The sequence below is a fragment of the Empedobacter sp. 225-1 genome, from assembly GCF_030328185.1.
GTDB lineage: Bacteria > Bacteroidota > Bacteroidia > Flavobacteriales > Weeksellaceae > Empedobacter > Empedobacter stercoris.
In genome coordinates this window covers 1-26,653 of record NZ_JACALO010000024.1, presented here as the reverse complement: position 1 = coordinate 26,653, position 26,653 = coordinate 1, and the positions used below count along the sequence as shown (strand labels likewise).

28 protein-coding genes are annotated in these 26,653 nt (G+C 33.9%); 23 read left to right on the top strand and 5 right to left on the bottom strand.

What is annotated here, in order from left to right:
* Positions 1–20 precede the first annotated feature (20 nt).
* From HX088_RS08470 to HX088_RS08360, 23 genes are all read left to right on the top strand, one after another.
* Positions 21–458 carry a hypothetical protein gene (locus HX088_RS08470; protein ID WP_188319497.1) on the top strand — a complete coding sequence of 146 codons (438 nt, stop codon included), beginning with the start codon at positions 21–23 and terminating at the stop codon, positions 456–458.
* Between the two features lie 81 nt (positions 459–539).
* Positions 540–3,908, top strand: coding sequence for a transcription-repair coupling factor (gene mfd, locus HX088_RS08465; RefSeq protein ID WP_286483924.1), 3,369 nt, complete (start codon positions 540–542; stop codon positions 3,906–3,908).
* Positions 3,909–4,136: 228 nt separating this feature from the next.
* The gene (locus HX088_RS08460) at positions 4,137–4,502 is read left to right on the top strand and encodes an NADH-quinone oxidoreductase subunit A (RefSeq protein WP_171623771.1); all 366 of its coding nucleotides are present in this window, start codon (positions 4,137–4,139) and stop codon (positions 4,500–4,502) included.
* Positions 4,503–4,531: 29 nt separating this feature from the next.
* The gene (locus tag HX088_RS08455; RefSeq protein WP_171623770.1) at positions 4,532–5,104 is read left to right on the top strand and encodes an NADH-quinone oxidoreductase subunit B; all 573 of its coding nucleotides are present in this window, start codon (positions 4,532–4,534) and stop codon (positions 5,102–5,104) included.
* Between the two features lie 9 nt (positions 5,105–5,113).
* The gene (locus HX088_RS08450; RefSeq protein WP_171623769.1) at positions 5,114–5,653 is read left to right on the top strand and encodes an NADH-quinone oxidoreductase subunit C; all 540 of its coding nucleotides are present in this window, start codon (positions 5,114–5,116) and stop codon (positions 5,651–5,653) included.
* Positions 5,654–5,655: 2 nt separating this feature from the next.
* A complete protein-coding gene (locus HX088_RS08445) occupies positions 5,656–6,897 on the top strand; it encodes an NADH-quinone oxidoreductase subunit D (protein WP_171623768.1) in 1,242 nt (413 codons plus the stop codon).
* A gap of 15 nt (positions 6,898–6,912) precedes the next feature.
* A complete protein-coding gene (locus HX088_RS08440) occupies positions 6,913–7,404 on the top strand; it encodes an NADH-quinone oxidoreductase subunit NuoE family protein (protein WP_260541458.1) in 492 nt (163 codons plus the stop codon).
* Positions 7,404–8,762 (top strand): NADH-quinone oxidoreductase subunit NuoF, encoded by a 1,359-nt coding sequence (gene nuoF / locus HX088_RS08435; protein ID WP_260541456.1) that lies wholly within the window; start codon positions 7,404–7,406, stop codon positions 8,760–8,762. The genes HX088_RS08440 and nuoF overlap by 1 nt, the downstream gene beginning before the upstream one ends.
* 7 nt (positions 8,763–8,769) lie before the next feature.
* On the top strand, positions 8,770–9,852 hold the full coding sequence (locus HX088_RS08430) for an NADH-quinone oxidoreductase subunit G (protein ID WP_038333449.1): 1,083 nt from the start codon (positions 8,770–8,772) through the stop codon (positions 9,850–9,852).
* A 25-nt stretch (positions 9,853–9,877) separates the two neighbouring features.
* Positions 9,878–10,927 carry an NADH-quinone oxidoreductase subunit NuoH gene (nuoH, locus tag HX088_RS08425; RefSeq protein WP_019974862.1) on the top strand — a complete coding sequence of 350 codons (1,050 nt, stop codon included), beginning with the start codon at positions 9,878–9,880 and terminating at the stop codon, positions 10,925–10,927.
* Between the two features lie 22 nt (positions 10,928–10,949).
* Positions 10,950–11,450, top strand: a complete 501-nt coding sequence (nuoI, locus tag HX088_RS08420) for an NADH-quinone oxidoreductase subunit NuoI (protein ID WP_260541454.1) — start codon at positions 10,950–10,952, stop codon at positions 11,448–11,450.
* Complete coding sequence (locus tag HX088_RS08415; protein WP_171623762.1) at positions 11,450–11,968, top strand: NADH-quinone oxidoreductase subunit J family protein; 519 nt, start codon at positions 11,450–11,452, stop codon at positions 11,966–11,968. The genes nuoI and HX088_RS08415 overlap by 1 nt, the downstream gene beginning before the upstream one ends.
* A gap of 16 nt (positions 11,969–11,984) precedes the next feature.
* On the top strand, positions 11,985–12,311 hold the full coding sequence (gene nuoK / locus HX088_RS08410; protein WP_171623761.1) for an NADH-quinone oxidoreductase subunit NuoK: 327 nt from the start codon (positions 11,985–11,987) through the stop codon (positions 12,309–12,311).
* A gap of 2 nt (positions 12,312–12,313) precedes the next feature.
* Complete coding sequence (gene nuoL, locus HX088_RS08405) at positions 12,314–14,206, top strand: NADH-quinone oxidoreductase subunit L (RefSeq protein WP_286483923.1); 1,893 nt, start codon at positions 12,314–12,316, stop codon at positions 14,204–14,206.
* Between the two features lie 7 nt (positions 14,207–14,213).
* Entirely contained in the window at positions 14,214–15,632 is a 1,419-nt protein-coding gene (locus tag HX088_RS08400) for a complex I subunit 4 family protein (RefSeq protein WP_188319506.1), read from the top strand.
* Positions 15,633–15,652: 20 nt separating this feature from the next.
* Complete coding sequence (locus HX088_RS08395; protein WP_171623758.1) at positions 15,653–17,041, top strand: NADH-quinone oxidoreductase subunit N; 1,389 nt, start codon at positions 15,653–15,655, stop codon at positions 17,039–17,041.
* 233 nt (positions 17,042–17,274) lie between these two features.
* Entirely contained in the window at positions 17,275–19,131 is a 1,857-nt protein-coding gene (locus tag HX088_RS08390; protein WP_260541451.1) for a M1 family metallopeptidase, read from the top strand.
* The gene (locus HX088_RS08385; RefSeq protein ID WP_260541450.1) at positions 19,131–19,904 is read left to right on the top strand and encodes a type III pantothenate kinase; all 774 of its coding nucleotides are present in this window, start codon (positions 19,131–19,133) and stop codon (positions 19,902–19,904) included. Before HX088_RS08390 ends, HX088_RS08385 begins: the two co-directional genes overlap by 1 nt.
* A 145-nt stretch (positions 19,905–20,049) precedes the next feature.
* Entirely contained in the window at positions 20,050–20,625 is a 576-nt protein-coding gene (locus HX088_RS08380) for an RNA polymerase sigma factor (RefSeq protein WP_115002302.1), read from the top strand.
* On the top strand, positions 20,609–21,271 hold the full coding sequence (locus HX088_RS08375; protein ID WP_260541449.1) for a hypothetical protein: 663 nt from the start codon (positions 20,609–20,611) through the stop codon (positions 21,269–21,271). Before HX088_RS08380 ends, HX088_RS08375 begins: the two co-directional genes overlap by 17 nt.
* Before the next feature lie 29 nt (positions 21,272–21,300).
* The gene (locus HX088_RS08370) at positions 21,301–22,341 is read left to right on the top strand and encodes a PorT family protein (protein ID WP_260541447.1); all 1,041 of its coding nucleotides are present in this window, start codon (positions 21,301–21,303) and stop codon (positions 22,339–22,341) included.
* 153 nt (positions 22,342–22,494) lie between these two features.
* Positions 22,495–22,944, top strand: coding sequence for a hypothetical protein (locus HX088_RS08365; protein WP_147280029.1), 450 nt, complete (start codon positions 22,495–22,497; stop codon positions 22,942–22,944).
* An 8-nt stretch (positions 22,945–22,952) separates the two neighbouring features.
* Positions 22,953–23,402 carry a hypothetical protein gene (locus HX088_RS08360; RefSeq protein WP_260541446.1) on the top strand — a complete coding sequence of 150 codons (450 nt, stop codon included), beginning with the start codon at positions 22,953–22,955 and terminating at the stop codon, positions 23,400–23,402.
* Positions 23,403–23,451: 49 nt separating this feature from the next.
* Here the strand turns inward: HX088_RS08360 and HX088_RS08355 are convergent, their stop codons facing one another.
* The 5 genes from HX088_RS08355 to HX088_RS13935 form a co-directional block, all read right to left on the bottom strand.
* A complete protein-coding gene (locus HX088_RS08355) occupies positions 23,452–23,739 on the bottom strand; it encodes a hypothetical protein (protein ID WP_125348911.1) in 288 nt (95 codons plus the stop codon).
* Positions 23,740–24,237 carry a YkgJ family cysteine cluster protein gene (locus tag HX088_RS08350; protein WP_171623750.1) on the bottom strand — a complete coding sequence of 166 codons (498 nt, stop codon included), beginning with the start codon at positions 24,235–24,237 and terminating at the stop codon, positions 23,740–23,742.
* Positions 24,219–24,650, bottom strand: coding sequence for a pyrimidine dimer DNA glycosylase/endonuclease V (locus tag HX088_RS08345; protein WP_260541445.1), 432 nt, complete (start codon positions 24,648–24,650; stop codon positions 24,219–24,221). Before HX088_RS08345 ends, HX088_RS08350 begins: the two co-directional genes overlap by 19 nt.
* Before the next feature lie 15 nt (positions 24,651–24,665).
* Positions 24,666–26,021 (bottom strand): hydroxymethylglutaryl-CoA reductase, encoded by a 1,356-nt coding sequence (locus HX088_RS08340; protein ID WP_260541444.1) that lies wholly within the window; start codon positions 26,019–26,021, stop codon positions 24,666–24,668.
* Positions 26,022–26,297: 276 nt separating this feature from the next.
* Positions 26,298–26,615: an IS1 family transposase gene (locus HX088_RS13935; RefSeq protein ID WP_353619298.1), complete on the bottom strand. Its 318-nt coding sequence runs from the start codon at positions 26,613–26,615 to the stop codon at positions 26,298–26,300.
* Positions 26,616–26,653 lie beyond the last annotated feature (38 nt).

Genomic DNA, 26,653 nt, shown 5'->3' with positions numbered 1-26,653 from the left:
ACACAAAAAAATATTGAATTATGAAAGCAAGTGCATTATTTATGGTTGGCGGGATTTTGGCTTTAACAGCATGTAATAAAAAATCAGATTTACCAGATTATAAAGTGAAAGAGGCAATTTTAGACGTTTATAAATACAGAGCCGATAAACCAGATTCGTTGTTTGCTAAAGTTGAAGGTGTGAATGTTGATGATTTGAATGCAGTTGTGAAACAATATGGACCTGTAGACATCTATAATTTTGAGAAAATGACTCCGCTACAAGACGGTGATAAAACGGTTTACGAAGCAGTTTATAAAGTATCTTTTAAAGGAGCAGAAGGAACAGAAACGTTTAAAGTAAAAAGAGTAGATAAATTGGACGGAATTGTTGTTGGCTATGCAAGTGATGTGAAACCAATTGCTCCCAATGCTGATTCTATAACAGTAAAAAAAGATTCTGTTGCTGTCAAGAAATAGATAGTTTAAAAATTATATTTTTAAGAGGATAGTTTTCTATCCTCTTTTTTGTTTTTATCAATTGATTATCTTTGCAAGAATTTGGAACAGAAAACTATTCACAACGTTTTTAGCTTATACGATTCTTCAGATTTCGTACAGAAGCTTATTGTCAATTTTAAAAATAATCCACATCATAAAGTTAACATCAAAGGATTCTTAGGTTCTGGATTAAGCATCCTAACGGGGCATTTATATGATCGTGTTGCTCGTCCAACCATTCTAATTTTTGATGACAAAGAAGAAGCAGCTTATGTGTTGAATGATTTAGAAACTTTGTTTGATAAAGAACAAATTCTATTTTTTCCTTCTTCTTATAAACGTCCTTACGAGGTAGAGGAAGTGAACAACGCGAATGTGGTCATACGCACAGAAGTATTAAATGTGCTTTCGCATTCAAAGCGACCAAAAATTATTGTGACCTACGCAGAAGCCTTGTCCGAAAAAGTGGTGACGAAAAAAGCATTGACAACAAATACCTTAAAAGTAAAAGTTGGAAATGATTTAGGGATTGATTTTTTGACAGAAATATTAGCGTCTTATAATTTTCACCGAGTAGATTTTGTCTCCGAACCAGGTGAATTTTCGATTCGTGGAGGGATTATAGATGTTTTTTCGTTTTCCAACGAACATCCATATCGTATTTCGTTGTTTGGAGATGAAGTTGAAACAATCAGAACATTTGATATTGAAAATCAATTGTCAATTGCGACAACAAAAGAAATTACGATTATTCCGAATCTTGAAAGTAAATCAATCAATGAAAAACGCGAAAGTTTTTTAGAATATATACCAAAAGATAGTTTGATTATCGCTAAAAACATTTCAGTTTTAGCAAAACAAATCAATCGGAATTTTGAACAAGCCGAAGCTGCTTTCTCAGAACTAAAAGGTGAGATTAAACAAGCTGAACCGAATCAATTATTTTTGAATGAAAATGGTTTTCTTCAACAAATTTCAACATTTGGAGTGATCGAATGTTCGATGAAATCTTATTTCGAAACAATTGAAGAAATTGAATCACCTTTTAAGCCACAACCAAGTTTTAATAAACAATTCGAATTATTGATAGATGATTTGAATGAACATAAAGCGGAAGGTTTTAAAAATGCACTGATTTGTTCGAACGAGAATCAAATCAAACGTTTCGAAGAAATTTTTGATGATATCGGAAAAGAAGTGTCGTATATTCCAGTTTTAGGATCTATTTATCAAGGTTTCATCGATGAAGAAATCAAATTAACGTGTTATACGGATCACCAAATTTTTGGACGTTATCATAAATTCAATCTTCGTAATTCATTTTCGAAAAAAGAAGCCATCACGCTTAAAGAAATTAATTCGTTGCAAGTGGGTGATTTCGTGACGCATATCGATTATGGAATTGGAAAATTTGCGGGATTAGTACGTTTAAATAACAATGGTGTTATGCAAGAATCGATCAAATTGATCTATCAAAACAATGATATTTTGTATGTCAACATTCATTCGTTGCATAAAATTGCCAAGTTTCGAGGGAAAGATGGACAAGAACCAAAAATCTCAAAATTAGGTTCGCCTGCTTGGAAAAATTTGAAGAATAAAACAAAAGCAAAGGTCAAAGAAATTGCTTTTGATTTAATCAAATTATACGCTAAACGGCGTGCAAGAAAAGGATTTTCGTATTCACCCGACACGTATTTGCAAAATGAATTGGAAGCTTCTTTTATTTATGAAGATACACCCGATCAATATAAAGCAACGCAAGATGTAAAAGCTGATATGGAATCGGAGCGTCCGATGGATCGTTTGGTTTGTGGTGATGTTGGTTTCGGGAAAACGGAAGTAGCGATTCGAGCAGCAATGAAAGCTGCTGTAGATGGAAAGCAAGTTGCAGTTTTAGTACCAACAACAATTTTAGCTTTTCAGCATTTTAAGACGTTTTCAGAACGTTTGAGAGATTTACCTGTTAAGGTCGCTTATCTTAATCGATTTGTTACAGGAGCGAAGAAAAAGACCGTTTTAGATGGCTTAAAGTCTGGTCAAGTGGATATTGTGATTGGTACGCATCAATTGGTTAATCCAAAAATCGAATACAAAGATTTAGGTTTATTGGTTGTTGATGAAGAACATAAATTTGGTGTTGGAGTAAAAGATAAATTAAAAACACTTCGCGAAAATATTGATACATTGACGTTAACGGCTACACCAATCCCTCGTACGCTTCAGTTTTCGTTGATGGCTGCGCGTGATTTATCAGTGATTAAAACGCCACCACCAAACCGTCAACCAGTCGATACGCAATTGGTAGGATTTAACGAAGAGGTTTTTCGTGATGCAATTATGTACGAAATGCAACGAGGTGGACAGGTTTATATCATTCACAATCGTGTGCAATCGTTAAAAGATATTGCTGGAATGGTACAACGTTTAGTTCCTGATGCGCGTGTTGCTACTGGACATGGGCAAATGGAAGGGAAAGAATTAGAAGCTGTTTTACTCGATTTTATTGATGGACGTTACGATGTTTTTGTTTCCACAACGATTATCGAATCGGGATTGGATGTTCCGAATGCCAATACAATTTTAATCAATGATGCGCAAAACTTCGGTTTAGCCGATTTGCATCAAATGCGTGGTCGTGTAGGGCGTAGTAACCGCAAAGCATTTTGCTATTTGGTTGCACCTCCGTTGTTTGTTTTAACCGATGAGGCTCGTAAACGTTTGCAAGCAATTGAACAGTTTTCAGATTTAGGTTCTGGATTTAATATCGCGATGAAAGATTTAGAGATACGTGGTGCAGGAAATCTATTAGGTGCAGAACAAACTGGATTTATGATGGATATTGGTTTCGAAACGTATCAAAAAATCTTAAATGAAGCCATTGAAGAATTAAAAGAAACGGATTTCAAAGATTTGTTCGAAGATCAAAAAACGGGAGAAGTAAAATCCTATGTTTCGGATGTGCAGATTGATTCGGATTTGCAAATTATGTTCCCAGATGAATATATAGAAAGTTCTGAAGAACGTTTGTTGTTGTACAAGGAATTAGCTGATATTGAGACTGAAAATGAGTTAGAAACGTTTAAAAACAATTTGATTGATCGCTTTGGTCAATTACCTGTTGAAGCTGAAAATTTATTAGAATCTATTCAATTGAAATGGATTAGTAAAAAATTAGGTTTCGAACGATTGGTCATGAAAAAAGGCGTGCTTTTGGCTTATTTTATTAATAAACCACAAAGCGAGTTTTATCAATCAGATGAATTTAGAATAATTTTAAATAACGTTCAAAATAACCCTAAAAATATCAGTTTTAAGGAAAAATCACCTAAAAAAGGAGAAGAATATCCAACATTATTACTGCGATTTGAACACATACAAAACGTGCATGAAGCCTTACAAAGTCTACAAAATTTATTAATTCATTAACATTTTTTAGTTTTAATTAGTAATCTAGTAAAATATGCAAGGAGAATTAACCAAGTTGTTAGTTCTCCTTTTTTAGTGGAATAAACTTAAGTGCCGATATAGATAAATTATATTATATTTATCATATTAAGAATAGCAACTCATTGTAAACTAATAATCATAAATAATATGGTAATTTATTATTATTTTTATCGATAAAATATTAGTTGGAAAAACAGTAAAGTAGTTATGGACACAGCATCAAGTTATATTCCTATCCTCATTCTTTTTGTCGTTGCTTTTGCATTCGTAGCAGGAACTATCATTGCAACACATTTGCTTGGACCTTCGAGAAAGACAGATGAAAAGTTAGAGAATTTCGAGTCGGGGATAGAAAAAGTAGGAAATGCAAGACAGCCATTTGCCATTAAGTATTTCTTAGTTGCAATTTTATTCGTGTTGTTCGATGTAGAGGTAATTTTCTTTTACCCTTATGCAGCGAATTTTAAAGAATTAGGTTGGGAAGGATTTGCAGCAGTTGCAACATTCGTTGGATTATTCTTCGTGATGTACTTATATGTACGCAAAAAAGGAGCTCTAAACTGGGAAAAATAGAGCATTTTAAAATCTAAAATAATAGTATAATGATTCATAATAAAAGACCAGTAACACACAATACCAACGTGAAGATCGTTGAGTCTCCAGGTGGTTTTGAAGGTGAGGGTTTTATGGCGATGCAATTATCAAAAGTAGTTGGATTAGCCCGTAAAAACTCAATTTGGCCTTTACCATTTGCGACAAGTTGTTGCGGAATCGAGTTTATGGCGACAATGGGTTCGACATACGATTTGGCACGTTTTGGATCTGAACGTTTGGCTTTTACGCCACGTCAGTGCGATTTGTTGATGGTAATGGGTACAATTTCTAAGAAAATGGCTCCAGTTCTGAAGCAAGTTTACATTCAAATGGCAGAACCTCGTTGGGTTATTGCAGTTGGAGCTTGTGCAAGCTCAGGTGGTATTTTCGATACATATTCGGTTTTACAAGGGATTGATGAAGTAATTCCTGTAGATGTTTATGTGCCGGGTTGTCCTCCTCGTCCAGAAGCAATTATTGATGGCGTAATGCGTATTCAAGAATTGGTAGAGTCAGAAAGCGTTCGTCGTAGAAGTAGCGATGAATATCAGCAACTTTTAACAAGTTATGGAATTAAATAAGTCGAAATAATGGATAATTCATTTATAAAAGACCGTTTGGTTCAAAAGTTTCAAGAAAACATCGTTGGATACGAAGAACACTTTGGTGTTTTGACAATTCATGCAAACAAAGATTTCAATCTGAAAATTCTTCAATATTTATACGACGAAGAGCAATTAGCATTTAAATTCTTGAAAGATTTAACGGCGATTCATTACCCAAATAATGTTGGAGAGGAATTAGTTGTAACTTATTTAGTCTATAATATGTACGAGAATGTTGAGGTTCGTTTAAAATTTGCTTTACCAATCGAAAAACCTTCGATTTTTACAGCAACTAAATTATTCGAAACAGCAAACTGGTTAGAACGTGAAGCGTATGACTTTTTCGGAATTGATTTCGTTGGGCATCCAAATTTAATTCGTGTAATGAACGTTCCAGAAATGGATTATTTCCCTTTACGCAAAGAATTCCCATTAGAGGATCAGACGCGTAAAGATAAAGACGATGAGATGTTTGGTCGTGGAGGAGATTTCAATTATGGAGGTTTTAATGTAAAAGCAAATTAACCATGGGAAAAGAGAAAACTAAAACAAATAAACATCTTGATCTTCCAGACGGTTCTTTAGAAAAAAGCACAATAACCTTAAACTTAGGACCTACGCATCCTGCAACACATGGGGTATTTCAAAATATTTTAGAGATTGATGGTGAAATCATCAAATCGGCGGTTTCTACAGTTGGGTATATTCACCGTGCTTTTGAGAAGATTGCTGAACGTAGACCATTGTACCAAATTACACCTTTAACAGACCGTTTGAACTATTGTTCGGCACCGTTGAATAACTTGGGTTGGCACATGACAGTTGAGAAATTTGTTGGAATTGAAGTTCCAAAACGCGTTTCTTATTTACGTGTCATCATCATGGAATTGGCTCGTATTGCAGATCATATCGTATGTAATTCGATTATGGGAGTTGATACAGGAGCATTTACAGGATTCCTTTATATGATGAAATACCGTGAGTTAATTTATGAGATTTACGAAGAAATTTGTGGTTCTCGTTTAACAACAAATATTGGTCGTATTGGAGGTTTTGAACGTGATTTTTCTGAAACTGCTTGGGAAAAAATCCATCGTTTCGTAAAAGAATTTCCAGATGTCTTAACAGAATTTGAGAACCTATTCGTACGTAACCGCATTTTTATGGATCGTACACAAGGAGTTGGAGGAATTTCTGCTGAGCGTGCATTAAATTATGGTTTCACAGGACCAAACTTACGTGCGGCAGGTGTAGACTATGATCTTCGTGTTGCGAAACCATATTCTCGTTACGAAGAATTCGAATTCGATATTCCAGTTGGTACAACAGGAGATTGTTACGATAGATTCTTAGTGCGTGGTCAAGAAATGTGGCAAAGTTTAAGCATTATCAAGCAAGCAATTGCAAAAATTGATGCGTTAGAAGGAGAAGAAGCAACACAGTATCATGCAGATGCTCCAGACTTCTATTTACCACTTAAGAAGGATGTGTACACAAAAATGGAAGCGTTGATCTATCATTTCAAAATTATTATGGGAGAGGTAGATATGCCAAAAGGAGAAATTTATAATTCTATAGAAGCCGCAAATGGTGAGTTAGGATATTATTTTATCTCTGATGGTGGACGTTCGCCATACCGTTTACATTTCCGTAGACCTTGTTTCATTTATTATCAAGCTTATCCAGAATTGATCCAAGGATCAATGATTTCAGATGCCATTGTTACAATGAGTAGTCTGAATTTGATTGCTGGAGAATTAGATGCTTAATAAAAATTATTAAAAATGGCAATTCAATTTTCAGAAGAGACACAACAAAAAGTAGATAAAATCATCGCACGTTATCCAGCGGATAAAAAACAAAGTGCTTTGATCCCTTTACTTCATGTAGCACAAGCTGAGTTTGGTGGTTGGTTAGACACACCTCATTTAGATTATGTGGCAGAAGTATTAGAAATTTTACCAGTAGAAGTTTACGAAGTAGCTTCTTTTTATTCGATGTTCAACCTAAATCCCGTTGGGAAATATGTGTTAGAAGTTTGTCAAACAGGACCTTGTATGTTAAATGGTTCAGACAAAATTATCGAGCACATCAAATCAAAGTTAAATATTGAAGCTGGAGGAACTTCGACTGATGGTTTATTTACCTTAAAACCAGTCGAATGTTTAGGAGCGTGTGGTTATGCACCAATGATGCAGTTAGGAAAAACTTATCGTGAGCATTTGACGATCGAGAAAGTGGACGAATTATTAGAGGAATTGAAAAAATTAGCATAATGGGACAAAAATTACTGTTAAAAAATATTGATGTTCCAGGAATTCGTCATTACCAAGTTTACCGCGAAAATGGTGGGTATGCAAATGCTGAAAAAGCATTTAAAATGACAACCGACGAAATCTTAGAAGAAGTAAAAACTTCTGGTTTAAGAGGGCGTGGTGGAGCAGGTTTTCCAACTGGAATGAAATGGAGCTTTTTGGCAAAACCAGAAGGTGTTCCAAGACACTTGGTGGTAAATGCAGACGAATCAGAACCAGGAACGTTCAAAGACCGTTTCTTGATGGAATATATTCCTCATTTGTTAATTGAAGGCGTTTTGATTTCATCATTCTGTTTAGGTTCTAACACTTCATTTATTTATATCCGTGGAGAATACGCGTGGGTTGCAGAAATTTTAGAAGAAGCAATCGACGAAGCAAAAGCTGCAGGTTGGTTAGGTAAAAACATCCAAGGAACTGGTTTCGATTTAGAAATTTATGTTCAGCGTGGTGGTGGAGCTTACATCTGTGGTGAGGAAACGGCATTATTAGAATCGTTAGAAGGTAAACGTGGAAATCCACGTCTTAAACCACCTTTCCCAGCTGTAAAAGGATTATGGGGAAGACCAACGGTTGTAAACAATGTAGAAACAATTGCTGCTGTAGTTCCAATTATTGAAATTGGAGGAGAAGCCTATTCTAAAATTGGAGTTGGTCGTTCTACCGGGACAAAATTAATTTCAGCTTGTGGTAACATTAATAAACCTGGCGTTTATGAAATTGATATGACGATTACGGTTGAAGAATTTATCTATTCAGACGAATATTGTGGCGGAATTCCAAACGGAAAACGCCTTAAAGCATGTATTCCTGGAGGAAGTTCTGTGCCAATTGTTCCTGCAAACTTATTGTTAAGAACTGCCGAAGGTAAACCTCGTTATATGAATTACGAAAGTTTAGCAGAAGGAGGTTTCCAAACAGGAACAATGATGGGATCTGGAGGATTTATCGTGTTAGACGAAGATCAAGACGTGGTGTATCATACATATACATTAGCTCGTTTCTATCGCCACGAATCATGTGGACAATGTTCGCCTTGTCGTGAAGGAACAGGTTGGATGGAAAAAATCTTGAAACGAATCGATGAAGGAAAAGGTAAAATGTCAGACATCGAATTGTTATGGGATGTGCAACGTAAAATCGAAGGAAATACAATTTGTCCATTAGGAGATGCAGCGGCTTGGCCTGTTGCAGCGGCAATTCGTCACTTCCGTGATGAATTCGAGTGGCATATTAACAATCCAGAAGAATGTTTGACGCGTAATTTTGGTTTAGCACATTATGCTGATCCAATCGAAATAAAAGAAACCGCAAATTAATACGAAGATGGCAGAAGAAACACCATTATTTAAAGTTACCATCGATAACGAAACGATTGAAGTACCTGCGGGAACAACGATCCTTCAAGCCGCTCGTATGATAGGTAAAGAAGTAGCACCTCCAGCGATGTGTTACTACGGTAAATTAGAAAACACAGGAGGAAACTGTAGAACATGTTTGGTAGAAGTATCAAAAGGGAGTGAAGCAGATCCTCGTCCAATGCCAAAATTGGTTCCATCTTGTCGTACAACGGTAATGGACGGAATGGTTGTAGGCAATAAAACGTCTGAACGTACTGTTGAGGCACGTAAAGGAATTGTTGAATTATTATTAATCAATCACCCTTTAGATTGTCCAGTATGTGATCAAGCAGGAGAATGTAAATTACAAGATTTAAGTTACGAGCACGGAGCAGAAGCAACACGTTACGAATTTGATCGTCGTACATTCCCAAAAGAAGATTTAGGTCCAAATATTCAGTTGAACATGAACCGATGCATTTTATGTTATCGTTGTGTAAAAACTGCGGATCAAATCACAGGTTGTCGTGAGCATGGTGTAATGAATCGTGGAGATCACGCAGAAATTTCAACTCATATCAACAAAAGTTTAGATAACGAATTCATCGGAAATATTATTGATGTTTGTCCAGTTGGAGCTCTAACAGATAAAACGTTCCGTTTCAAAAATCGTGTTTGGTTCTTGAAACCAGTTGATGCACATCGCGATTGTCCGACTTGTTCTGGTAAAGCACAAGTGTGGTTCCGTGGAAACGAAGTTTTCCGTGTAACAGCTCGCAAAGATGAATTTAACGAAGTAAAAGATTGGATTTGTAACACATGTCGTTTCGATAAAAAAGATATCAACGATTGGACGTTAGAAAAACCATCAGAAATTTCTAAAGATTCTGTTGTTCGTCAAGGTCATTACTTTGAGAATAAAGTGGAGCCAAAAGAAACACTTCCGAAAGTAATCAAACGCGATCCAAAGATTTTATTAGATATTCACTCGGTTTCAGAAGTAAATGAACCAAATCGTGATTTATCTAAAATTGATGGACCAGCAACAAGTAAAGATTTTAAAGATTAATCATTCGTAAATAAAATTAACAAAAATGACAGAAGAATTTATTGCTGATGCATTAGAAAAGTTAGCTTTAGTAGGCGTAATGATTGGTTTTGCATTAGTTGTTGCCATGTACTCTACTTGGGCTGAGCGTAAAGTTGCAGCATTCTTACAAGATCGTATCGGACCAAACCGTGCAGGTATTTTTGGTTTATTACAACCACTTGCCGATGGTTTAAAATTATTCTCAAAAGAGGAAATTACACCAAAAGATTCGAATAAATTTTTATTCATCTTAGGTCCATCTTTGGCAATGATTGTAGCTTGTATGACAGGTGCAGTTATTCCATGGTCGACAGCTTTCGAGATTGGAGATCGTGTAGTTGTTCCTCAAATTGCAGATGTTAACATCGGGTTTTTATACATTTTAGGTGTGTTAAGTTTAGGTGTTTATGGAATTATGATTGGTGCTTGGGCATCGAACAACAAATACTCTTTAATGGGAGGTTTGCGTGCAGCTTCGCAGATTATTTCGTACGAATTACCAATGGGAATTGTGTTAATCACAATTTTGATGATGACAGGTTCTCTAAAATTGAGTGATATTGTACATTATCAACAAGAACATGCATGGTTTATCTTATTACAACCATTAGGATTTATCATTTTCTTGGTGTGTTCGTTTGCAGAAACTAACCGTACTCCGTTCGATTTACCAGAAGCAGAAAATGAATTAATTGGAGGTTATCACTCAGAATATTCTTCGATGAAGATGGGATTCTTCTTATTTGCAGAATACATCAACATGTTTATCAGTTCTGTGGTAATTTCTACCATCTATTTTGGTGGATACGATATCCCATTTGTAGACGATGCAACATTAGTAAACTCTATCGGAGTGAATGGAACGGCAATTCTTAATTTTCTTTCATTATTCGGTAAAGCTTGTTTCTTCATCTTCTTCTATATGTGGGTGCGTTGGACAATTCCTCGTTTCAGATATGACCAATTAATGGATTTAGGTTGGAAAAAATTATTGCCTTTAGCATTAATCAATATGTTAATTACAGGCTTAGTGATTTTATTATTAAACAAGTAGAATCATCAAAATCATTAAAAGTATGAAACCAATTACAAATAGAGTAAAACAAGTAGAACGTAAACCCCTTACTTTTTGGGAAAGTATCTATTTGATTTCTATCGCAAAAGGGTTGATGATTACATTGAAGCACTTCTTTTCGAAGAAAGCAACAATTAGTTATCCAGAAAAACAAAGACCGTTTAGTCCTGTATTTAGAGGATTACACGTTTTGAATAGAGACGAAGAAGATCGTGAAAATTGTACGGCTTGTGGGCTTTGTGCCTTAGCTTGTCCAGCAGAAGCGATTACAATGGAAGCAGCAGAAAGACTTCCTGGGGAAGAGCATCTTTACCGCGAAGAAAAATACGCAGCGAAATATGAAATCAACATGTTACGTTGTATTTTCTGTGGATTTTGTGAAGAAGCTTGTCCAAAAGATGCCGTTTATTTATCGCAAACTGTCCCACCAGCAAGTTTCAAACGTCAAAACTTCATCTATTCTAAAGAAGATTTATTAATCCCGAAAAAAGCTACAAACTAATGGAATTACCTATTATTTTATTCTACGTATTGTCAAGCTTAACGGTGTTAAGTGCGCTACTAATGGTGTTCAGTAAAAATCCTGTTCATTCCATTTTATATCTAATCGTAACATTCTTCTGCATCAGTGGACATTATGTATTGTTAAACGCTCAGTTTTTAGCAGTTGTAAATGTAATTGTCTATGCCGGAGCAATTATGGTATTGTTCTTATTCGTGGTCATGTTAATGAACTTGAATAGTGAGAAAAAATCTTTTGGTCGACCAGCAAAAATAGTAGCTGCGAGTTTAATCTCCTTGTTATTTGTTGCTTTGACAATTGGAATTTTTGCTCAAAATCAAGAAGCAGGAAAAACAGCTGTCGAATTAGGAACAGGAGATTTAGGATTGATTCATAACTTAGGTTCATTGTTGTATTCAGAATATGTTTTACCGTTTGAGTTGAGCAGTATTTTGTTTATTTCAGCAATGATTGGAGCAGTGATGTTATCAAAGAAAGACGAAGAATTATTGGATTAAATATAAAAAGTAAAAGATGTTACCAATCAGTTATTATATTACTTTATCATTAATCCTATTTGGAATAGGAATGACAGGTGTAATGCTACGTCGCAACGCGATTGTCATTTTTATGTGTATAGAATTGATGTTAAATTCTGTGAATTTGTTGTTAGTCGCGTTCTCAAAAATGCACTATCACGCAAATCCAGCATTAGAAAAAGGAACAGATGCACAACTTTTAGTATTCTTTATTATGGTTGTAGCTGCAGCTGAGGTTGCTGTAGGATTATCGGTGATGATCTTATTGTTCCGCAAAGTATACTCGGTAGATATTAATGTGTTAAATCGTTTAAAAGGTTAAGAATGGAGCAGTATATATGGTTAATTCCTTTGATTCCATTCATCGGATTTTTGATTAACGGTTTAGGACGAAATGTACTTTCTAACAGCTTAGTGACTTTCATTGGAAGTGGCGCAGTTTTGGCAAGTTTCATTTTATCAATCATGGTGTTCATCGCCGTTCCTTCAGGAACAGATGCGCAACCATTAATTTTTAAGGCATTTGATATTATCAATATTCCAACTTTACAAGTTCCGTTTGCATTTCAAATAGATGCATTAACGAGTTTGTTTTTGTTAATTATTACAGGAGTTGGATTTTTAATTCATGTGTATAGTTCAGCTTATATGAGCGAAGACAAAGGATTTGCAAAATTCTTTTCTTACCTAAATTTATTCATCTTCTTCATGTTGATTCTTGTAATGGGAAACAACTTTGTAATGATGTTTATTGGTTGGGAAGGAGTAGGATTATGTTCATTCTTATTAATTGGTTTTTGGTTTACAAATCCAGAATACATCAAAGCAGCGAAGAAAGCTTTCATCATGAACCGTATCGGAGATGTTGGATTCTTATTGGCAATGTTTTGGATTTTCAAAGAATTTGGAACGTTAGAATATGTAAAAGTATTTAGCCAATTAACAATTCAGCTAGGAGCATTTACAGGTTTTGTATTGACAGGAATTACGTTATTGTTATTCTTAGCAGCAACAGGAAAATCGGCTCAATTACCACTGTTTACTTGGTTACCAGACGCAATGGCAGGACCAACGCCAGTTTCAGCACTTATTCACGCTGCAACAATGGTTACGGCTGGTATTTTTATGATCACACGTTGTAATGAATTGTTTACTGCAGCGCCATTGACTTTAGAAATTATTCAGTACATAGGAATTGCAACCGCATTTGTTACAGCAACTATTGCAATGCGTCAAAATGATATCAAAAAAGTATTGGCTTATTCTACAGTTTCTCAGTTAGGATTAATGTTTGCAGCAATTGGTTCTGGAGCATATATCGCAGCGGTTTTCCATGTGATGACACACGCTTTCTTTAAGGCTTTATTATTCTTAGGAGCAGGTTCTGTGATTCACGGAATGCACCACGAACAGGATATGCGTAAAATGGGAGGGTTGAAAAAATACATGAAAATTACTCATATCACTTTCTTGATCGGATGTTTGGCAATCGCAGGTATTCCTGGTTTATCAGGTTTCTTCTCGAAAGATGAAATGTTATTAGGAATGTTTGTATCTAACCCAGTTGTTTACGGAATTGGTTTTATTGTTTCAGTAATGACAACATTCTATATGTTCCGTTTATATGCCATGACTTTCTTAGGCGATTTACGAAGCAAAGATGCTCATCCGCACGAAAGCCCAGCAGCAATGACAATTCCATTAATCATTTTAGCAGTTCTTTCTGTTATTGCAGGTTATATTGGAATTCCAGCTTTATTTATGCAAGATGGACATAAGTTGCAAACTTTCTTAGGTGGAGTTGTTTCTATCGGAGAAGTACATCCTGTTTCTCATGCAACAGAATGGATGATGATGGGCGCTTTATTAATTTGTGTACTTGGAGCAATTTATTTTGCAATTAAGAAATACACCAATTATGTAGATGGAGAAGCGACAGGAATTGCAAAATTCTTTGAAGATAAATGGTACATCGACGAATTATACGACAATGCAATTGTAAAGCCATTGTTTGAGTTAGGCGATGTCTTGAAAAAATATGTAGAAAAAGCAGGTATTGCAGCTTTTGTTTTAGGAGTTGGAACTGTTTCTGGTCGCGCATCAAAAAATGTACGTCAGCTACAAAACGGAAATGTAGGATTCTATATTTTGTTGATGGTTTTCGGAATCGTTGCAGGTATAGCTATCTTTTTTATGGGATATTTAATTTCAAAATAGGTTAGTAATGCTTTTATCTTTATTTATCATATTACCATTAATAGTAGGAGTTTTTATGCTATTAATGCAAGGACAAAAACCACAAAGATGGTTAGGAGCATTCGTTGGCGGAGCATTGTTAGCGTTATACTTGTTTATCAGTTGTCAAGGAGGAACAAACGAGTTAACATACCAAACACAATGGTTCAATTTCAACAGCGTTAAAACTTATTTTGCGTTAAATGCTCAAGGTTTAGGAGGTTTAATGATTTTATTAACGAACCTTACTTACTTCGCTCTTTTTGTTTATTTGGCAACAACAAAACAAAAATATAGCAATACATTCTACGGATTATTGCTAATCACTTTAGCTGGTTTAAATGGAGTTTTCTTAGCAGAAGATTTAATTTTATTCTATTTCTTCTGGGAAGTTGTTTTGATTCCAGTCTATTTCTTAATTGGATTATTCGGAATTGGAAAAGACAAAATTCGCGCAAATATGACATTTTTCTTATACACGATTTTAGGATCGATGTTTATGTTAGCTGGAATTATTTACATCGGATTTTTCTTACAACCAACTTCGTTTTTATTAACGGATATCGTACAAGTAACAGGACCACAATATTCAACAAACACCGCGTTAGCATTGTTATTCTTAATCGCTTTTGTAATTAAAATTCCAATCTTTCCATTTCATACATGGCAACCAACGATTTACAAAACATCGCCAACTCCATTAACAGTTGTTCTTTCTGCTTTGATGGCAAAAATGGGATTATTTGCTGTGGTAACTTGGTATTTAGGAATGTTTCCAACGATTTCTGAATTATTCGAATACATTATGTACGTCGCAATTTTCGGATTAGTTTACGCTTCGTTAATCGCTTTGAGCACAAAAAATGTAAAGAAAATTATTGCGTATAGTTCGATTGCGCATTTGGCTTTAATTTTTGTATCGTTATTTTCAGAATTAGCAAATGGTGTAACAGGTGCTTATTTCCAAATGTTTTCGCATGGTTTAGTTGTTCTTGGATTATGGTTATGTGTAGATGTAATGGAAAGAAAATATGAGTTGACAGACATTAAATCGATAGGTGGTTTAGCAAAAGTTGATCCTTCATTGTCAATCTTGTTTATGATTTTTGGTTTAGCAAATATTGCTTTACCATTAACAAGTGCATTTATCGGAGAATTTATGATGCTTTCAGCATTATTTACACATAATCCAGTTTTATGCGTGGTTGCATGTTTAGGTGTTATTTTATCTGCCGTTTACACGTTGAGATTATCAAGTGCATTATTGTTTGGAGAAGTAAAAAACATCAAACACAGAGATGCTCAAAAAAGAGATTTTGGACCAATTGCAGTTATTTCTGTAATCGCAATCTTGATAATCATTTTAGGCGTTTATCCAACACCAATTTTTAATTTATTAGCACATTAATCATTTTTGAATAAATAGATATGAATACGATTATTTTATCAGCACTTTCAGGTATTATTTTGATGTTTAGTGGATTCTACATCAAGAATAATCGTGCCTTAAATATTCTTTCGGTTGTTCTGTTTTTCGGAATGATTGTAGGAGGAATTTTCGATTTGAAAGGTTGCTCAATGTTCGCAGGAAAATTCGATAATATGATTGGACAATCGCTTTATGGCGTTTCCTTCTTTATCGCATTGGCTGGACTGGCAATTTTTTACTTATTGTTGAACAAAGATTCGTTTGAGAAAGTAGGAAAGCATGTAGCAGAATATTATGCCTTGATTTTCTTCTCTTTTACAGGAATCGCCGTTTTAGCACAATTCCACAACTTGGTCATTATGTTCTTAGGAATCGAATTAATGTCAATTCCGATGTACATTCTTGCAGGTGTCAATAAGGAAAGTATAAAAAGTACAGAAGCATCTGTAAAATACTTCTTGATGGGAGCTTTCTCAACAGGGATTTTGATGCTGGGGGTTACATTTTTGTATGGCGCAACAGGAACTTTTATGGTTGACCAATTGGTGAACTATAACAAAGATTTCGAAACTATTTATTACGCTGGATGGTGTTTAATCATCTTCGCATTTTGTTTCAAAGTTTCTGCCGCACCTTTCCATGCATGGACACCAGATGTTTACGATGGAACACCAACAGTGTTCACATCATTTATGTCGACAATTATCAAAGGAGGATCATTTTTAGGATTTATTTTAGTCTTAAAATCTTTCCCAATACATGTAGAATATGCCGAGTATTACCGTTTATTATTAGCGTCAATCATTATTTTGACGTTGTTTATCGGGAATTTTGGAGCAGTTTCTCAAAAATCTGTCAAACGTTTGATGGCTTATTCATCAATCGCGCAAGCAGGTTTCATGCTATTTGTTTTATTTAATATCAACTCAGCTTCAAAAGAAGCATTGATGTTCTATACAATTGCTTATACAATTGCGAATTTTATTATTTTCTATACAATTGATCAATTCAAAAATCCAAATTTTGAAAGTTTCATTGGTTTAGGAAAAGCAAATCCAGTTTTGGCTGCAGCAATGACAATTTCATTGATTTCATTAGCAGGTATTCCGTTAACAGGAGGTTTCTTTGCGAAATTCATGGCGTTGAGTATTGGTGGAACAAATGAGAAAAATTTATTTTTGATTGTAATAGCATTAGTTATGGCAGTTTTGAGTATGTATTATTACTTCAAAATCATCAACTATATGTATTTCAAAAAAGGGAAAAATAAATTAAAAACACAAGATGGCTTAACAAATTTCCTTTTAGTAATCGGAATGGTTATCTTGATTGTAATGGGAATTTTTCCAGGAATATTATCGTCATTTTTACAAACACCAATGTGGTAATTGTGAAATGATTATTATATAGTTTTTTATTATTTATTATTTTAAAAAGCTCGTTTCAAGTTATTTGAAACGAGCTTTTTTGTTTAAAACAATGAATTAATATCTCTAAAAGAATTATTAGACTTGATAAGAGTAGAGTTTGATTGTTTAAAGTAAGCAAAAGCTTGAAACAAAACCGACTTGTTTCAAGCTTTTTTGTATTTTTGAAGTTGAAGTTTAATAATACTGTTAGAATGAGAAAATTTACATTATTAATCTGCTTATGTTTGGTGCAATTTGTTTTCGCTCAGCGCAAAGGATATTGGCAACAAAAGGTAGATTATAAAATGACGATTGATATCAAAGACGATTTGTATCAATACGATGGGAAAATGAAATTGAAATACACAAACAACTCAGGTCAAAGCTTGAACAAGGTGTACTTTCATTTATATTTTAATGCCTTCCAACCTAAATCGATGATGGATTATCGTTTAGCAAATATTGCAGATCCAGACAAGCGAATGGTAAATAATATCGGAACAAAAGAAAATCCTAAATTAGAATCGCGTATCGCAACTTTAGGGAAAGACAATATGGGTTACCAAAAAATTATTTCGTTAACTCAAAATGGTAAAGCTACTTCGTATAAAGTTGATGGAACAATCTTAGAAGTAACATTAGCAACGCCAATTAAAGCTGGAGAATCAACAACATTTGATATGGTTTGGGAAGCACAAGTTCCTGAGCAAATTCGTCGCTCTGGACGTAATTCGAAAGAAGGTGTAGCGTATTCGATGACTCAATGGTACCCTAAAATGGCTCAATTTGATGATTTCGGATGGCATTTAGACGAATATGTTGGACGCGAATTTATTGCGCCTTTTGGTGATTTTGATGTAACAATCAATATTGGAAAAGACTATGTAATTGGTTCATCTGGAGTGTTACAAAACCCGAAAGAAGTAAAAGGTTATGATAAAAATGCAAAAATTGTAGAGAAAAACGGACGTGCTTCTTGGAATTTTAAAGCAACAAATATTCACGATTTTGCTTGGGCTGCAGACAAAAAATTTGTTGTAGATGAGGCTACATCTAAAGGAGGTGTAAAAGTATATTTCGTGTACAAACCAGGCGAAAAAACTACAAAAGTTTGGAAAGAGGCAATGCCTTACACAACTGGTTTTTTTGATTATGCTGGAGAAAAATTCGGAGCATATCCTTGGCCAACATATACAGTAGTACAAGGTGGTGATGGTGGTATGGAATACGGAACTGCAACGTTGATTACAGGAGAAAGAAATTTAGCTTCTTTGGTAGGAGTTATTTACCACGAGGCAGCGCATTCTTGGTACCAACATTTATTTGGAATCAACGAAACGGTTGACGAATGGTTTGATGAAGGTTTCACATCTTACATCGAAAATTTAGCTTCTTTACAAGTATTCGGAAAGCAAGCAACTTTACCATCAAATCCTAATTTAGATGCATCAAAAGGTTACATCAATTTAGCATTATCAGGGAAAGAAGAACCTGCAAGTTTATTAGCAGATTACTACAACACAAACTATGCGTATTCATTAGAAGCATATTATAAAGGTCAAGTTTTAGCAATTCAGTTAGGATATATTATTGGGCAAGATAATTTAGACAAAACATTTTTAGAATTCTATAACCAATGGAAATTTAAACATCCAACCGCTAACGATTTCAAACGTGTTGCAGAAGAAGTTTCTGGAATTAATTTAAAATGGTACTTCAACTTATTTATCAATACAACACGCAAAATTGATTACGCTGTAGAAGCTGTAAACGGAAATACAATCACAATTGCAAATAAATCAGATTTTGCAATGCCGATAGATTTATTGGTTGAATATACAGATGGTTCGAAAGAATTATTTTACATTCCTTTACGTGAAATGCGTGGAGAAAAACCAGCAGAAAATTTAGTGGAATATCAAGGTGCTAAAAGAACGATTTTAGAAGATTGGTTCTGGACAAAACCAACATATGACGTTAAAGTTTCAAAAGAAGTTAAACAAGTTACCATCGATCCAACAAAACGTTTGGCAGATGTAAATGATAAAAATAACGTATTTACAAAATAATGTTATTAGCAGTAAATATTGGAAATACTAATCTTCGTTTCGCGGTTTTCAAAAGTGAAACGGAGATTATTACATGGACAATCAATTCAAAACCTTATCGTACCGAATACGAATTTTTTGCAAAATTCTCGAACATGTACGAACCTTTCGGAATTGAGAAATATGATATTACAGATATTGTGATTGGTTCGGTTGTGCCACCACTTACAGCAAGTGTTAAGATTGCTTTACAAAAAATTCACAAGTTCAAACCAATGGTTGTGGATCGTAATACGCCATCAGCAATCAAGCATAAGTCAAACCAAATGGGAACAGATTTGTATGCGAATGCAGTGGCAGCACATTATCAAGACTACAAAGGCAAGAAAATCGTGATTGATTTTGGTACAGCGTTAACTTTTTTAGGGATTGACGAATCGGCAAATGTCGGTGGAGTAGTGATTGCTCCTGGAATTATAACTGCCTTAAATTCATTGGTAGGAGAAACGGCTCAATTACCAACAGTAGAACTGAAAGCGCCTAAAACTGTTTTAGGATCTGATACAGAATCTTGCATGCAATCAGGAATGGTTTATGGTTTTTTGAGTATGGTTGAAGGAATGATTGATCGTATCAATGCCGAAGAAGGAGAACAATGTTATGTGATTTCGACAGGAGGAGTTGGTGGCGTTTACAAATCGTTGACAGATAAAATTGATATTGATGATCGTTTACACACAATAAAAGGTCTTAAAATATTATACGAATTGAATAAAGATTCGTTTCAGAAATAAATTTATTTTAGATAAATATGATTAAAAAGCTCGCTAATTGCGAGCTTTTTTCGTTCTATATCAAATCATTTCAAAAAAAATGTTTAATTTTCTGTAACCTTTTTACAAACCTTGAGTCTATTAAGTAAGAAAGCAATTAACACACGTGAAATTATTTGTACTAAATCGAAAAAGTAAAGAAGAAATTTTAGTCGATCGACTAAAAAAGAACGATGCTTTGGCGCAAAAAGAACTCTACGAACAAAGCTCCAAAAAGATGCTGAGCGTTTGTAGAAGCTATATCGAAGACATGCATTATGCAGAAGATTGTATGATTAATGGTTTTTGTAAAGTCTTTAATCATATCGAGAAATTTCAAAATAAAGGAAGTTTCGAAGGTTGGATGCGTCGAATCATGGTCAACGAATGTTTAACTTTTTTACGTGCAAATAAAACATTGATTTATGTTGATGATGTAAGAGTTTCTAATTATGATGAAGCAGATGAAGAAGTAGAAGAAACGTGGTTAAATTTTAATGTGCAAGAGGTGTTAGATCAACTTTCAGAACCTTATCGATTGGTGTTTAATCTTCATATTCTCGAAGATTATTCGCATCAAGAAATTTCAGAAATGCTGAATATTTCGGTGTCGACCAGCAAAACGCAATTGTTTCGAGCAAAGGCAAAACTGAAAGAAATTGTTCTAAGTAAAAAGAAAATGACAAATGAAAAACAACGATAAAATATCAAACTATATAAAAGACGATTTAGAAAATCGTGAATTGAATCCTTCTCATGATGCGTGGGACAGAATTCAAGCTCGTATGGATGTCGCTCCATCACCACAAAAATCAAATTTTAAATGGTGGTTGTCTGCTGCGGTTGTGGCGTTATTTACGGTTTCTACATCAATTTATTTATTCTCGAATCAATCGAAAGATGATCGACCAAAAGAATTTGTAAATCATCAGGAACAAAATAATCCGCAAGAAATTCAATCAGATTCTAATACAGTTCATTCTTCAGAATCGATTTTAGCGAATAATGAAAAGATTGATTCCTCTAAAAAAGAAGTTGAAATTCAGACACAAGAAGAGAAGAAACCAATTCAACATGGTAAAGTTCAAGTGGCAATAAACGAAGAATCTCAACAAGTTGAAATGGCTTTTCCAACGAAGAAAGAAGCTATTGTAGAGAAGAAAGAAGATTTAAAATCAGAAGCTCAACCAAAGAAAAATATTGCAGCTAACACAACATTAGATTCTGTAAAAGTGAACAAAAAGAAGAAGAATTTTGTAGATCCAAATATGTTGTTGTATTCGATCGAAAATAAAGAAAATCTAAAGGAGTCAAACCAATCGCGCGTGGTTTCTATCGGCTTCAAATAAAACATTAATATCCCTAAATTAGCAAGATTATGATAAAAAAACTTATCGTAGCAGGATTATTATGCTTATCAGCTACATCACTATATGCTCAAAAATTTACATTTGATTTGAATGATAAAAACGACGAAAAAATCAGTCCAATTGTAAAAGATCGCATCAGCGAATTTACGTTAGTGATTCGTCAAATTGTTCAGGAAGAAAAATCTGCAATGGAAAAGAAAATTGCGGCAGTTGACAAAGAATTAACAGAAGGAAAACTGAATGCTTCTGAGGCTACAGCTAAGAAAGAAGCTATTGCGAGCGTGTATTCGGGAACGATAAATGATCGTATTCAGGAGGTAAATTTCAATTTAGATGATATCATCAAACAACAAGTTGCATTTTCGATTATGAACGGCGAAGATCCAATTACGCCAAAAACGAAACAAGATGTGACGAAACGTTACCGAATTGCGAATCAAATTAACGGTTATGCTTCTTTTGGATACATGGCGTTTACAGGAAAAAAAGACGAAGAATTGAACAAACATGAGAAGTTTTCGAGCAATTTAACAGCAGGTTTAATGTACGAAAGACAATTATCGTTAACAAGTCCTGTTAACTTTTTGGCAGGAGGGTTATTTTCGTGGAGAACGTATCGCATCGACGATGATATGCGCTTTAATCGTGATGAAAATGGAAATGTTGGCTTGGTAAAAAGTGATAAATCGTTAGATAAATCGAAATTGCGTTCGGCTTATTTTATGGTTCCGGTTGGATTTAAATACAACTTTTCGAAAGTCAAAAATATTACCGAAGATTTTGCATATCGTCCGCAAGGAAAACACTATATCGCAGCGTATATGTATGGAGGAACGTTGTTATCATCGAATAATATTTACAAAGGAGATGGTGTTCGCAACAAAGAACGTGGAAATTATAATGTGAATAATTTTATCTACGGAGCTGAAATAACAATTGGTTTAGGATTGATTGATGTTTTTGTAAGAAAAGATTTGAACAATTATTTTAAAGATAACACATTTGATAATCGTAAAATGATTCAGTTTGGCATAAATCTTGGAATATAAGAAATATCTCAATCATAGTTTTAGTATTGAAATTTTATAACATAACATTTTTAAAATATAATGAACCTCAGATTTATATGAGGTTTTTTATTTGTAGAAAAATTTTCTAAATCTGTTCAAAAAAATTGTAAATTAGTACAAATCCAATCAGAGATGGTAAAATCTAAACTTAGTTGGCAAACACTTCTTCTCGTCATCATTTTTCTATTATTAATGATGGTTAACTTTACGTTTGTCAAAGCTTTTTGGTTTGGAGGAAATTTTTGGATAGACGAACCTTTTTTACGCATTGGCGTTTTCATGATTTCTTTACTTGCATCGATGTCTATTTTATACGATTTAACGTTTAATTTGACCTTATTTACGTTAAAAGAAGAAACGTTCGAAATCAGAACAATTTTCAAAAAAGATGAAATTCCATATCGAGCAATTTATTATTTGTACGAAGAAGAAGATATTTTTCGCTTGAATCGCAATCAAATTCTAACTATTCAAACCAAAAAATCAAAGTTCAGATTACGAAGTTTTTTTGATTCAAATTATGATCAAGTAAAAACTAAACTAACCGAAAAAGCAGAACAATACGTTAATTTATTGGCTTGAATTATAGTATGAAGAAATATTATGTATTTTCGATATTAGTTATTTTGCTAATTATTTTCTTTTATATTATTCAGACATTTTATATAAATCCTTTACAGATAAATAGAATTGAAAATATATTGAGAAATCAAAGCGAGTTTTACATAGTTTATAAGAACTCTCATAGAAATCATACATTGTATTTATCTGATAAAAAATATAGTATTAAACTTTCTGAAAATGAAGTTTGGAATAAACCTAAAATGAATGATTCAATAAACAAAATAATTAATCCATCTAAACAACTATATGGATTTTCTAAAATTGGCGATCAGATTTATAAAATTGAAAACTCTAATCAATGTTTTATTAAAAGGAATGATACCTTATTTTTATTTAATTATTTAGATAAAAATGAAAAAGGTTTTGATGAGTGGAATGATGAACAAATAGGTAAATTTTTTATAAGAAATAAGTAGAGTAGAAACTCAATTTTAAATTAAAAAACGTCGCTCTATGAGCGACGTTTTAATTATTACTATTATTTTTTAAGTAAATCAAAATGTTTTGTATTAGGACTAAAATTGCAAGCGACGTAAAAAACATAAAGCCAACATAAATGGCAACTTGTTTGTCTTGACCAATTTTTATGAAGATAAAATAAGCCAAAAGCGTTCCCATGATTTGCATCAAAACGGCGCGCCAAGCAATTTTTTTTACAACAGTAGCATCTTTGGTTCTAAATCCAGCAATTCCTTGATAAATTGTCGGAAATATCAACATAATAAATGCGATTATTTTTAGAGGTGTTTCCATTTATACTTTTATTTCTTTCTGCATTTGTTCTACAACTTCGTAAGTCGCAGGACAAATTAGCGTGTTTTTTATGGTAAGATGATTAATCTGGTAAAATTTCTTACGATCTGTATGCGGATATTCACGACAAGCTTTCGGGCGATCTTCATAAACCAAACAATAATTTTCACTATCCAAAAACGGACAAGGAACTTGCTGCAAAACATAGTCGTTGTCTTCATCAATTCGCAAATATTTATCAATAAATTGACTTGGTTTGATTCGAAAAACATGCGCTAAACGCTCAATATCTTTTTGTGTAAAAAGTGGACCAGTTGTTTTGCAACAATTCGCGCAAGAAAGACAATCAATACGATTGAAAACATCTTCGTGAATTTCTTCCATTTTTTGATCCAAGTTTTTAGGTGGTTTCTTCTTCAACTTCTCCAAAAATTTTTTGTGTTCGCGTTGTTTTTCTTTTGCTTTAGCAAAATATTCTTCTAAGAAATGATCTCCCATTTTTCTATTTCTCCTTCTTTTACTTCGAAAATCTCCGCGCAATCAACCATTTTGAGGTTTTCAAATTGTTTGAATTGTTTAGGATCTCTTTGTTCTAACTTCTTTAATAAATGGTTGAATTCATATTGCATTTGACCTGTTGTAACCTCAATTTTAATCTTTTTGAAATCAAAATCAATTTTATTTCGGTCAAAATTATAACCTCGTTGTGTCGCTTCGTCCCAAACTTCTGCCAAATATTGATTAATCGCTTCAATAGGTTTTTCTACCGATTTGAAACGACTTAATTGCGGATGATTTTTATACCCTTTTGTATTGCCTACCAAAACATTCTTTGCCAAAAGTGTTTCACGCCAAAGCGCAACTATTCCTTTTGCATCAAGGTATTTCGGATGAACAGACCAAATTCGCATTTGTATTTTATTAAATTATTTTTCTTTTTTGATCTCTTCTACATTTTTTACACCACGTAATTTGCAAAATTCATCGATAACATTGTGATGCGTAACTGTTTTATCTTTAAAATAATTCACAAAATAGTTCTTTTCTTCATCTGTTGCTTCCAATTGGTTTAAAATATTCATCAAGTGCATTTTCATGTGACCTTTCTGAATTCCTGTTGTAACCAACGAACGTAATGCACCAAAGTTTTGTGCTAAACCAGCAACAGCAACAAATCCCATTAACTCTTTTGCATTTGGTTTTCCAAGAATTCCTAACGCTAATTTTACCAATGGATGTAAAGCTGTCAATCCACCAATTGTACCAAGTGCAGTTGGTAAATCTATCCAAAAACGGAAAATACCATCTATTACTTCGCAATGCGTTAACGAAGAATATTGACCATCTTTTGCAGCATAGGTATGTGCACAAGCTTCTACTGCTCGAAAATCGTTACCCGTAGCAATTACAACCGCATCAATACCGTTCATAATTCCTTTGTTGTGTGTAGTAGCACGATAAGGTTCAATTTCTGCAATTCGTACAGCACGCGAAAACTTTTCCACAAACTCTTCTGCCGTTACATTTCCTTCTGCTAATTGTTCTACTGGACAAGAAACTTCTGCACGAACAATACAATCGGGTGTATAATTTGATAAAATGCACATCACGATTTGAACAGAATCTTTTTCATCAGCTGTAAAAGTTGTATCAGCTTCGATTTCGTTGCGTAATGTTTTTGCAAATTGCTCTAAACATGAATTGATGAAGTTGGCACCCATCGAATCCATTGTTTCGAAAGAGGCTTTTATTTGATAGTAGTTTGCTAGATCAGCAGTTTTATCAATTAATTCTAAATCCAAAATTCCACCACCGCGTGCACGCATATTTTTGGTAATATCATTTGTAGTTTCGATTAATTGTAGTTTGATAGTCGATTCGAAAGCATTTCTCAACTTTTCTTTATCACCTTCGTACATAAAATGCACGTGCCCCAACTTTGTTGTCGATAAAATAGTTGTTTTGAAACCACCACGTGTTTGCCAAAACTTTGCAGCCTTAGAAGCTGCAGCAACAACAGACGACTCTTCAACAGCCATAGGAATGGCATATAATTCGTCGTTGATTAAAAAGTTTGGTGCTAAACCAAACGGCATATAGAAATTAGAAACTGTATTTTCTGAAAACTCGTCGTGCAGTTTTTGTAAATCTGCATCATCATTCCAATATTGTTTCATGATTTGAATTGCTTTTTCATCGCCATTCAAATATTCATTTACAACCCATTCAATTTTTCCTTCTTTCGATAATTTCGAAAAACCTTCTACTGCTTGATGCTTCATATTGGATATATTTTATAAGACAAAAATACAAACGTTTTGAATGTTAAACTCTACTTGTTGTGTTTTTTCATTAATTTTTAACGATTTAGTAGAATAGCAAATTAAGGGAGTGCAATAAATAGAGGCTTGTTGTGTGGATTCAATCCTTTTTTTGAAGGCAAATAGCTACGAAATAAGATTGATATTTTTAAACACGTTAAAACATCTTTTACTTGACATAAAAGGTGTTATAAAATTTTAGTAAGATTGATTTATTTGGATAAATAGTTTGGTAGTTCAACCCCAAAAATAAATGATTAGGATAGCGGATAGTATGTCCATGTTTTTTGTGTAGCAAATGGTTTTTCGGTTTAATCGTTTCAGATGAGTACGTAAACTAAGGTGATTTCTTTCGATATGATTGGTAGATCGAAACCTGGTTGAATGAATTGCAGAAGGAATAACTAACCGATAAGTATTGAGTTTATCGGTATAAATCTTTGTTGGTTTTGTTTGAATGATAGAGTTAAGGAGTTTTTTGAAGATCTCTATTGTTCGATAACCGACATGAAAAGCATGAATTTTTCGAGTGTGAAGTGAAAAAGTATAGGTAATCCAAATAGGTTTTAGGCGTTTTTTATGAAAGGTTCTGA

Bases quoted from the DNA above. Each gene is read 5' to 3' on its own strand.
- HX088_RS08470 (WP_188319497.1), top strand. From the start codon at position 21: ATGAAAGCAAGTGCATTATTTATGGTTGGCGGGATTTTGGCTTTAACA.
- HX088_RS08460 (WP_171623771.1), top strand. From the start codon at position 4,137: ATGGACACAGCATCAAGTTATATTCCTATCCTCATTCTTTTTGTCGTT.
- HX088_RS08455 (WP_171623770.1), top strand. From the start codon at position 4,532: ATGATTCATAATAAAAGACCAGTAACACACAATACCAACGTGAAGATC.
- HX088_RS08450 (WP_171623769.1), top strand. From the start codon at position 5,114: ATGGATAATTCATTTATAAAAGACCGTTTGGTTCAAAAGTTTCAAGAA.
- HX088_RS08445 (WP_171623768.1), top strand. From the start codon at position 5,656: ATGGGAAAAGAGAAAACTAAAACAAATAAACATCTTGATCTTCCAGAC.
- HX088_RS08440 (WP_260541458.1), top strand. From the start codon at position 6,913: ATGGCAATTCAATTTTCAGAAGAGACACAACAAAAAGTAGATAAAATC.
- nuoF (WP_260541456.1), top strand. From the start codon at position 7,404: ATGGGACAAAAATTACTGTTAAAAAATATTGATGTTCCAGGAATTCGT.
- HX088_RS08430 (WP_038333449.1), top strand. From the start codon at position 8,770: ATGGCAGAAGAAACACCATTATTTAAAGTTACCATCGATAACGAAACG.
- nuoH (WP_019974862.1), top strand. From the start codon at position 9,878: ATGACAGAAGAATTTATTGCTGATGCATTAGAAAAGTTAGCTTTAGTA.
- nuoI (WP_260541454.1), top strand. From the start codon at position 10,950: ATGAAACCAATTACAAATAGAGTAAAACAAGTAGAACGTAAACCCCTT.
- HX088_RS08415 (WP_171623762.1), top strand. From the start codon at position 11,450: ATGGAATTACCTATTATTTTATTCTACGTATTGTCAAGCTTAACGGTG.
- nuoK (WP_171623761.1), top strand. From the start codon at position 11,985: ATGTTACCAATCAGTTATTATATTACTTTATCATTAATCCTATTTGGA.
- nuoL (WP_286483923.1), top strand. From the start codon at position 12,314: ATGGAGCAGTATATATGGTTAATTCCTTTGATTCCATTCATCGGATTT.
- HX088_RS08400 (WP_188319506.1), top strand. From the start codon at position 14,214: ATGCTTTTATCTTTATTTATCATATTACCATTAATAGTAGGAGTTTTT.
- HX088_RS08395 (WP_171623758.1), top strand. From the start codon at position 15,653: ATGAATACGATTATTTTATCAGCACTTTCAGGTATTATTTTGATGTTT.
- HX088_RS08390 (WP_260541451.1), top strand. From the start codon at position 17,275: ATGAGAAAATTTACATTATTAATCTGCTTATGTTTGGTGCAATTTGTT.
- HX088_RS08385 (WP_260541450.1), top strand. From the start codon at position 19,131: ATGTTATTAGCAGTAAATATTGGAAATACTAATCTTCGTTTCGCGGTT.
- HX088_RS08375 (WP_260541449.1), top strand. From the start codon at position 20,609: ATGAAAAACAACGATAAAATATCAAACTATATAAAAGACGATTTAGAA.
- HX088_RS08370 (WP_260541447.1), top strand. From the start codon at position 21,301: ATGATAAAAAAACTTATCGTAGCAGGATTATTATGCTTATCAGCTACA.
- HX088_RS08365 (WP_147280029.1), top strand. From the start codon at position 22,495: ATGGTAAAATCTAAACTTAGTTGGCAAACACTTCTTCTCGTCATCATT.
- HX088_RS08360 (WP_260541446.1), top strand. From the start codon at position 22,953: ATGAAGAAATATTATGTATTTTCGATATTAGTTATTTTGCTAATTATT.
- HX088_RS08355 (WP_125348911.1), bottom strand. From the start codon at position 23,739: ATGGAAACACCTCTAAAAATAATCGCATTTATTATGTTGATATTTCCG.
- HX088_RS08350 (WP_171623750.1), bottom strand. From the start codon at position 24,237: ATGGGAGATCATTTCTTAGAAGAATATTTTGCTAAAGCAAAAGAAAAA.
- HX088_RS08345 (WP_260541445.1), bottom strand. From the start codon at position 24,650: ATGCGAATTTGGTCTGTTCATCCGAAATACCTTGATGCAAAAGGAATA.
- HX088_RS08340 (WP_260541444.1), bottom strand. From the start codon at position 26,021: ATGAAGCATCAAGCAGTAGAAGGTTTTTCGAAATTATCGAAAGAAGGA.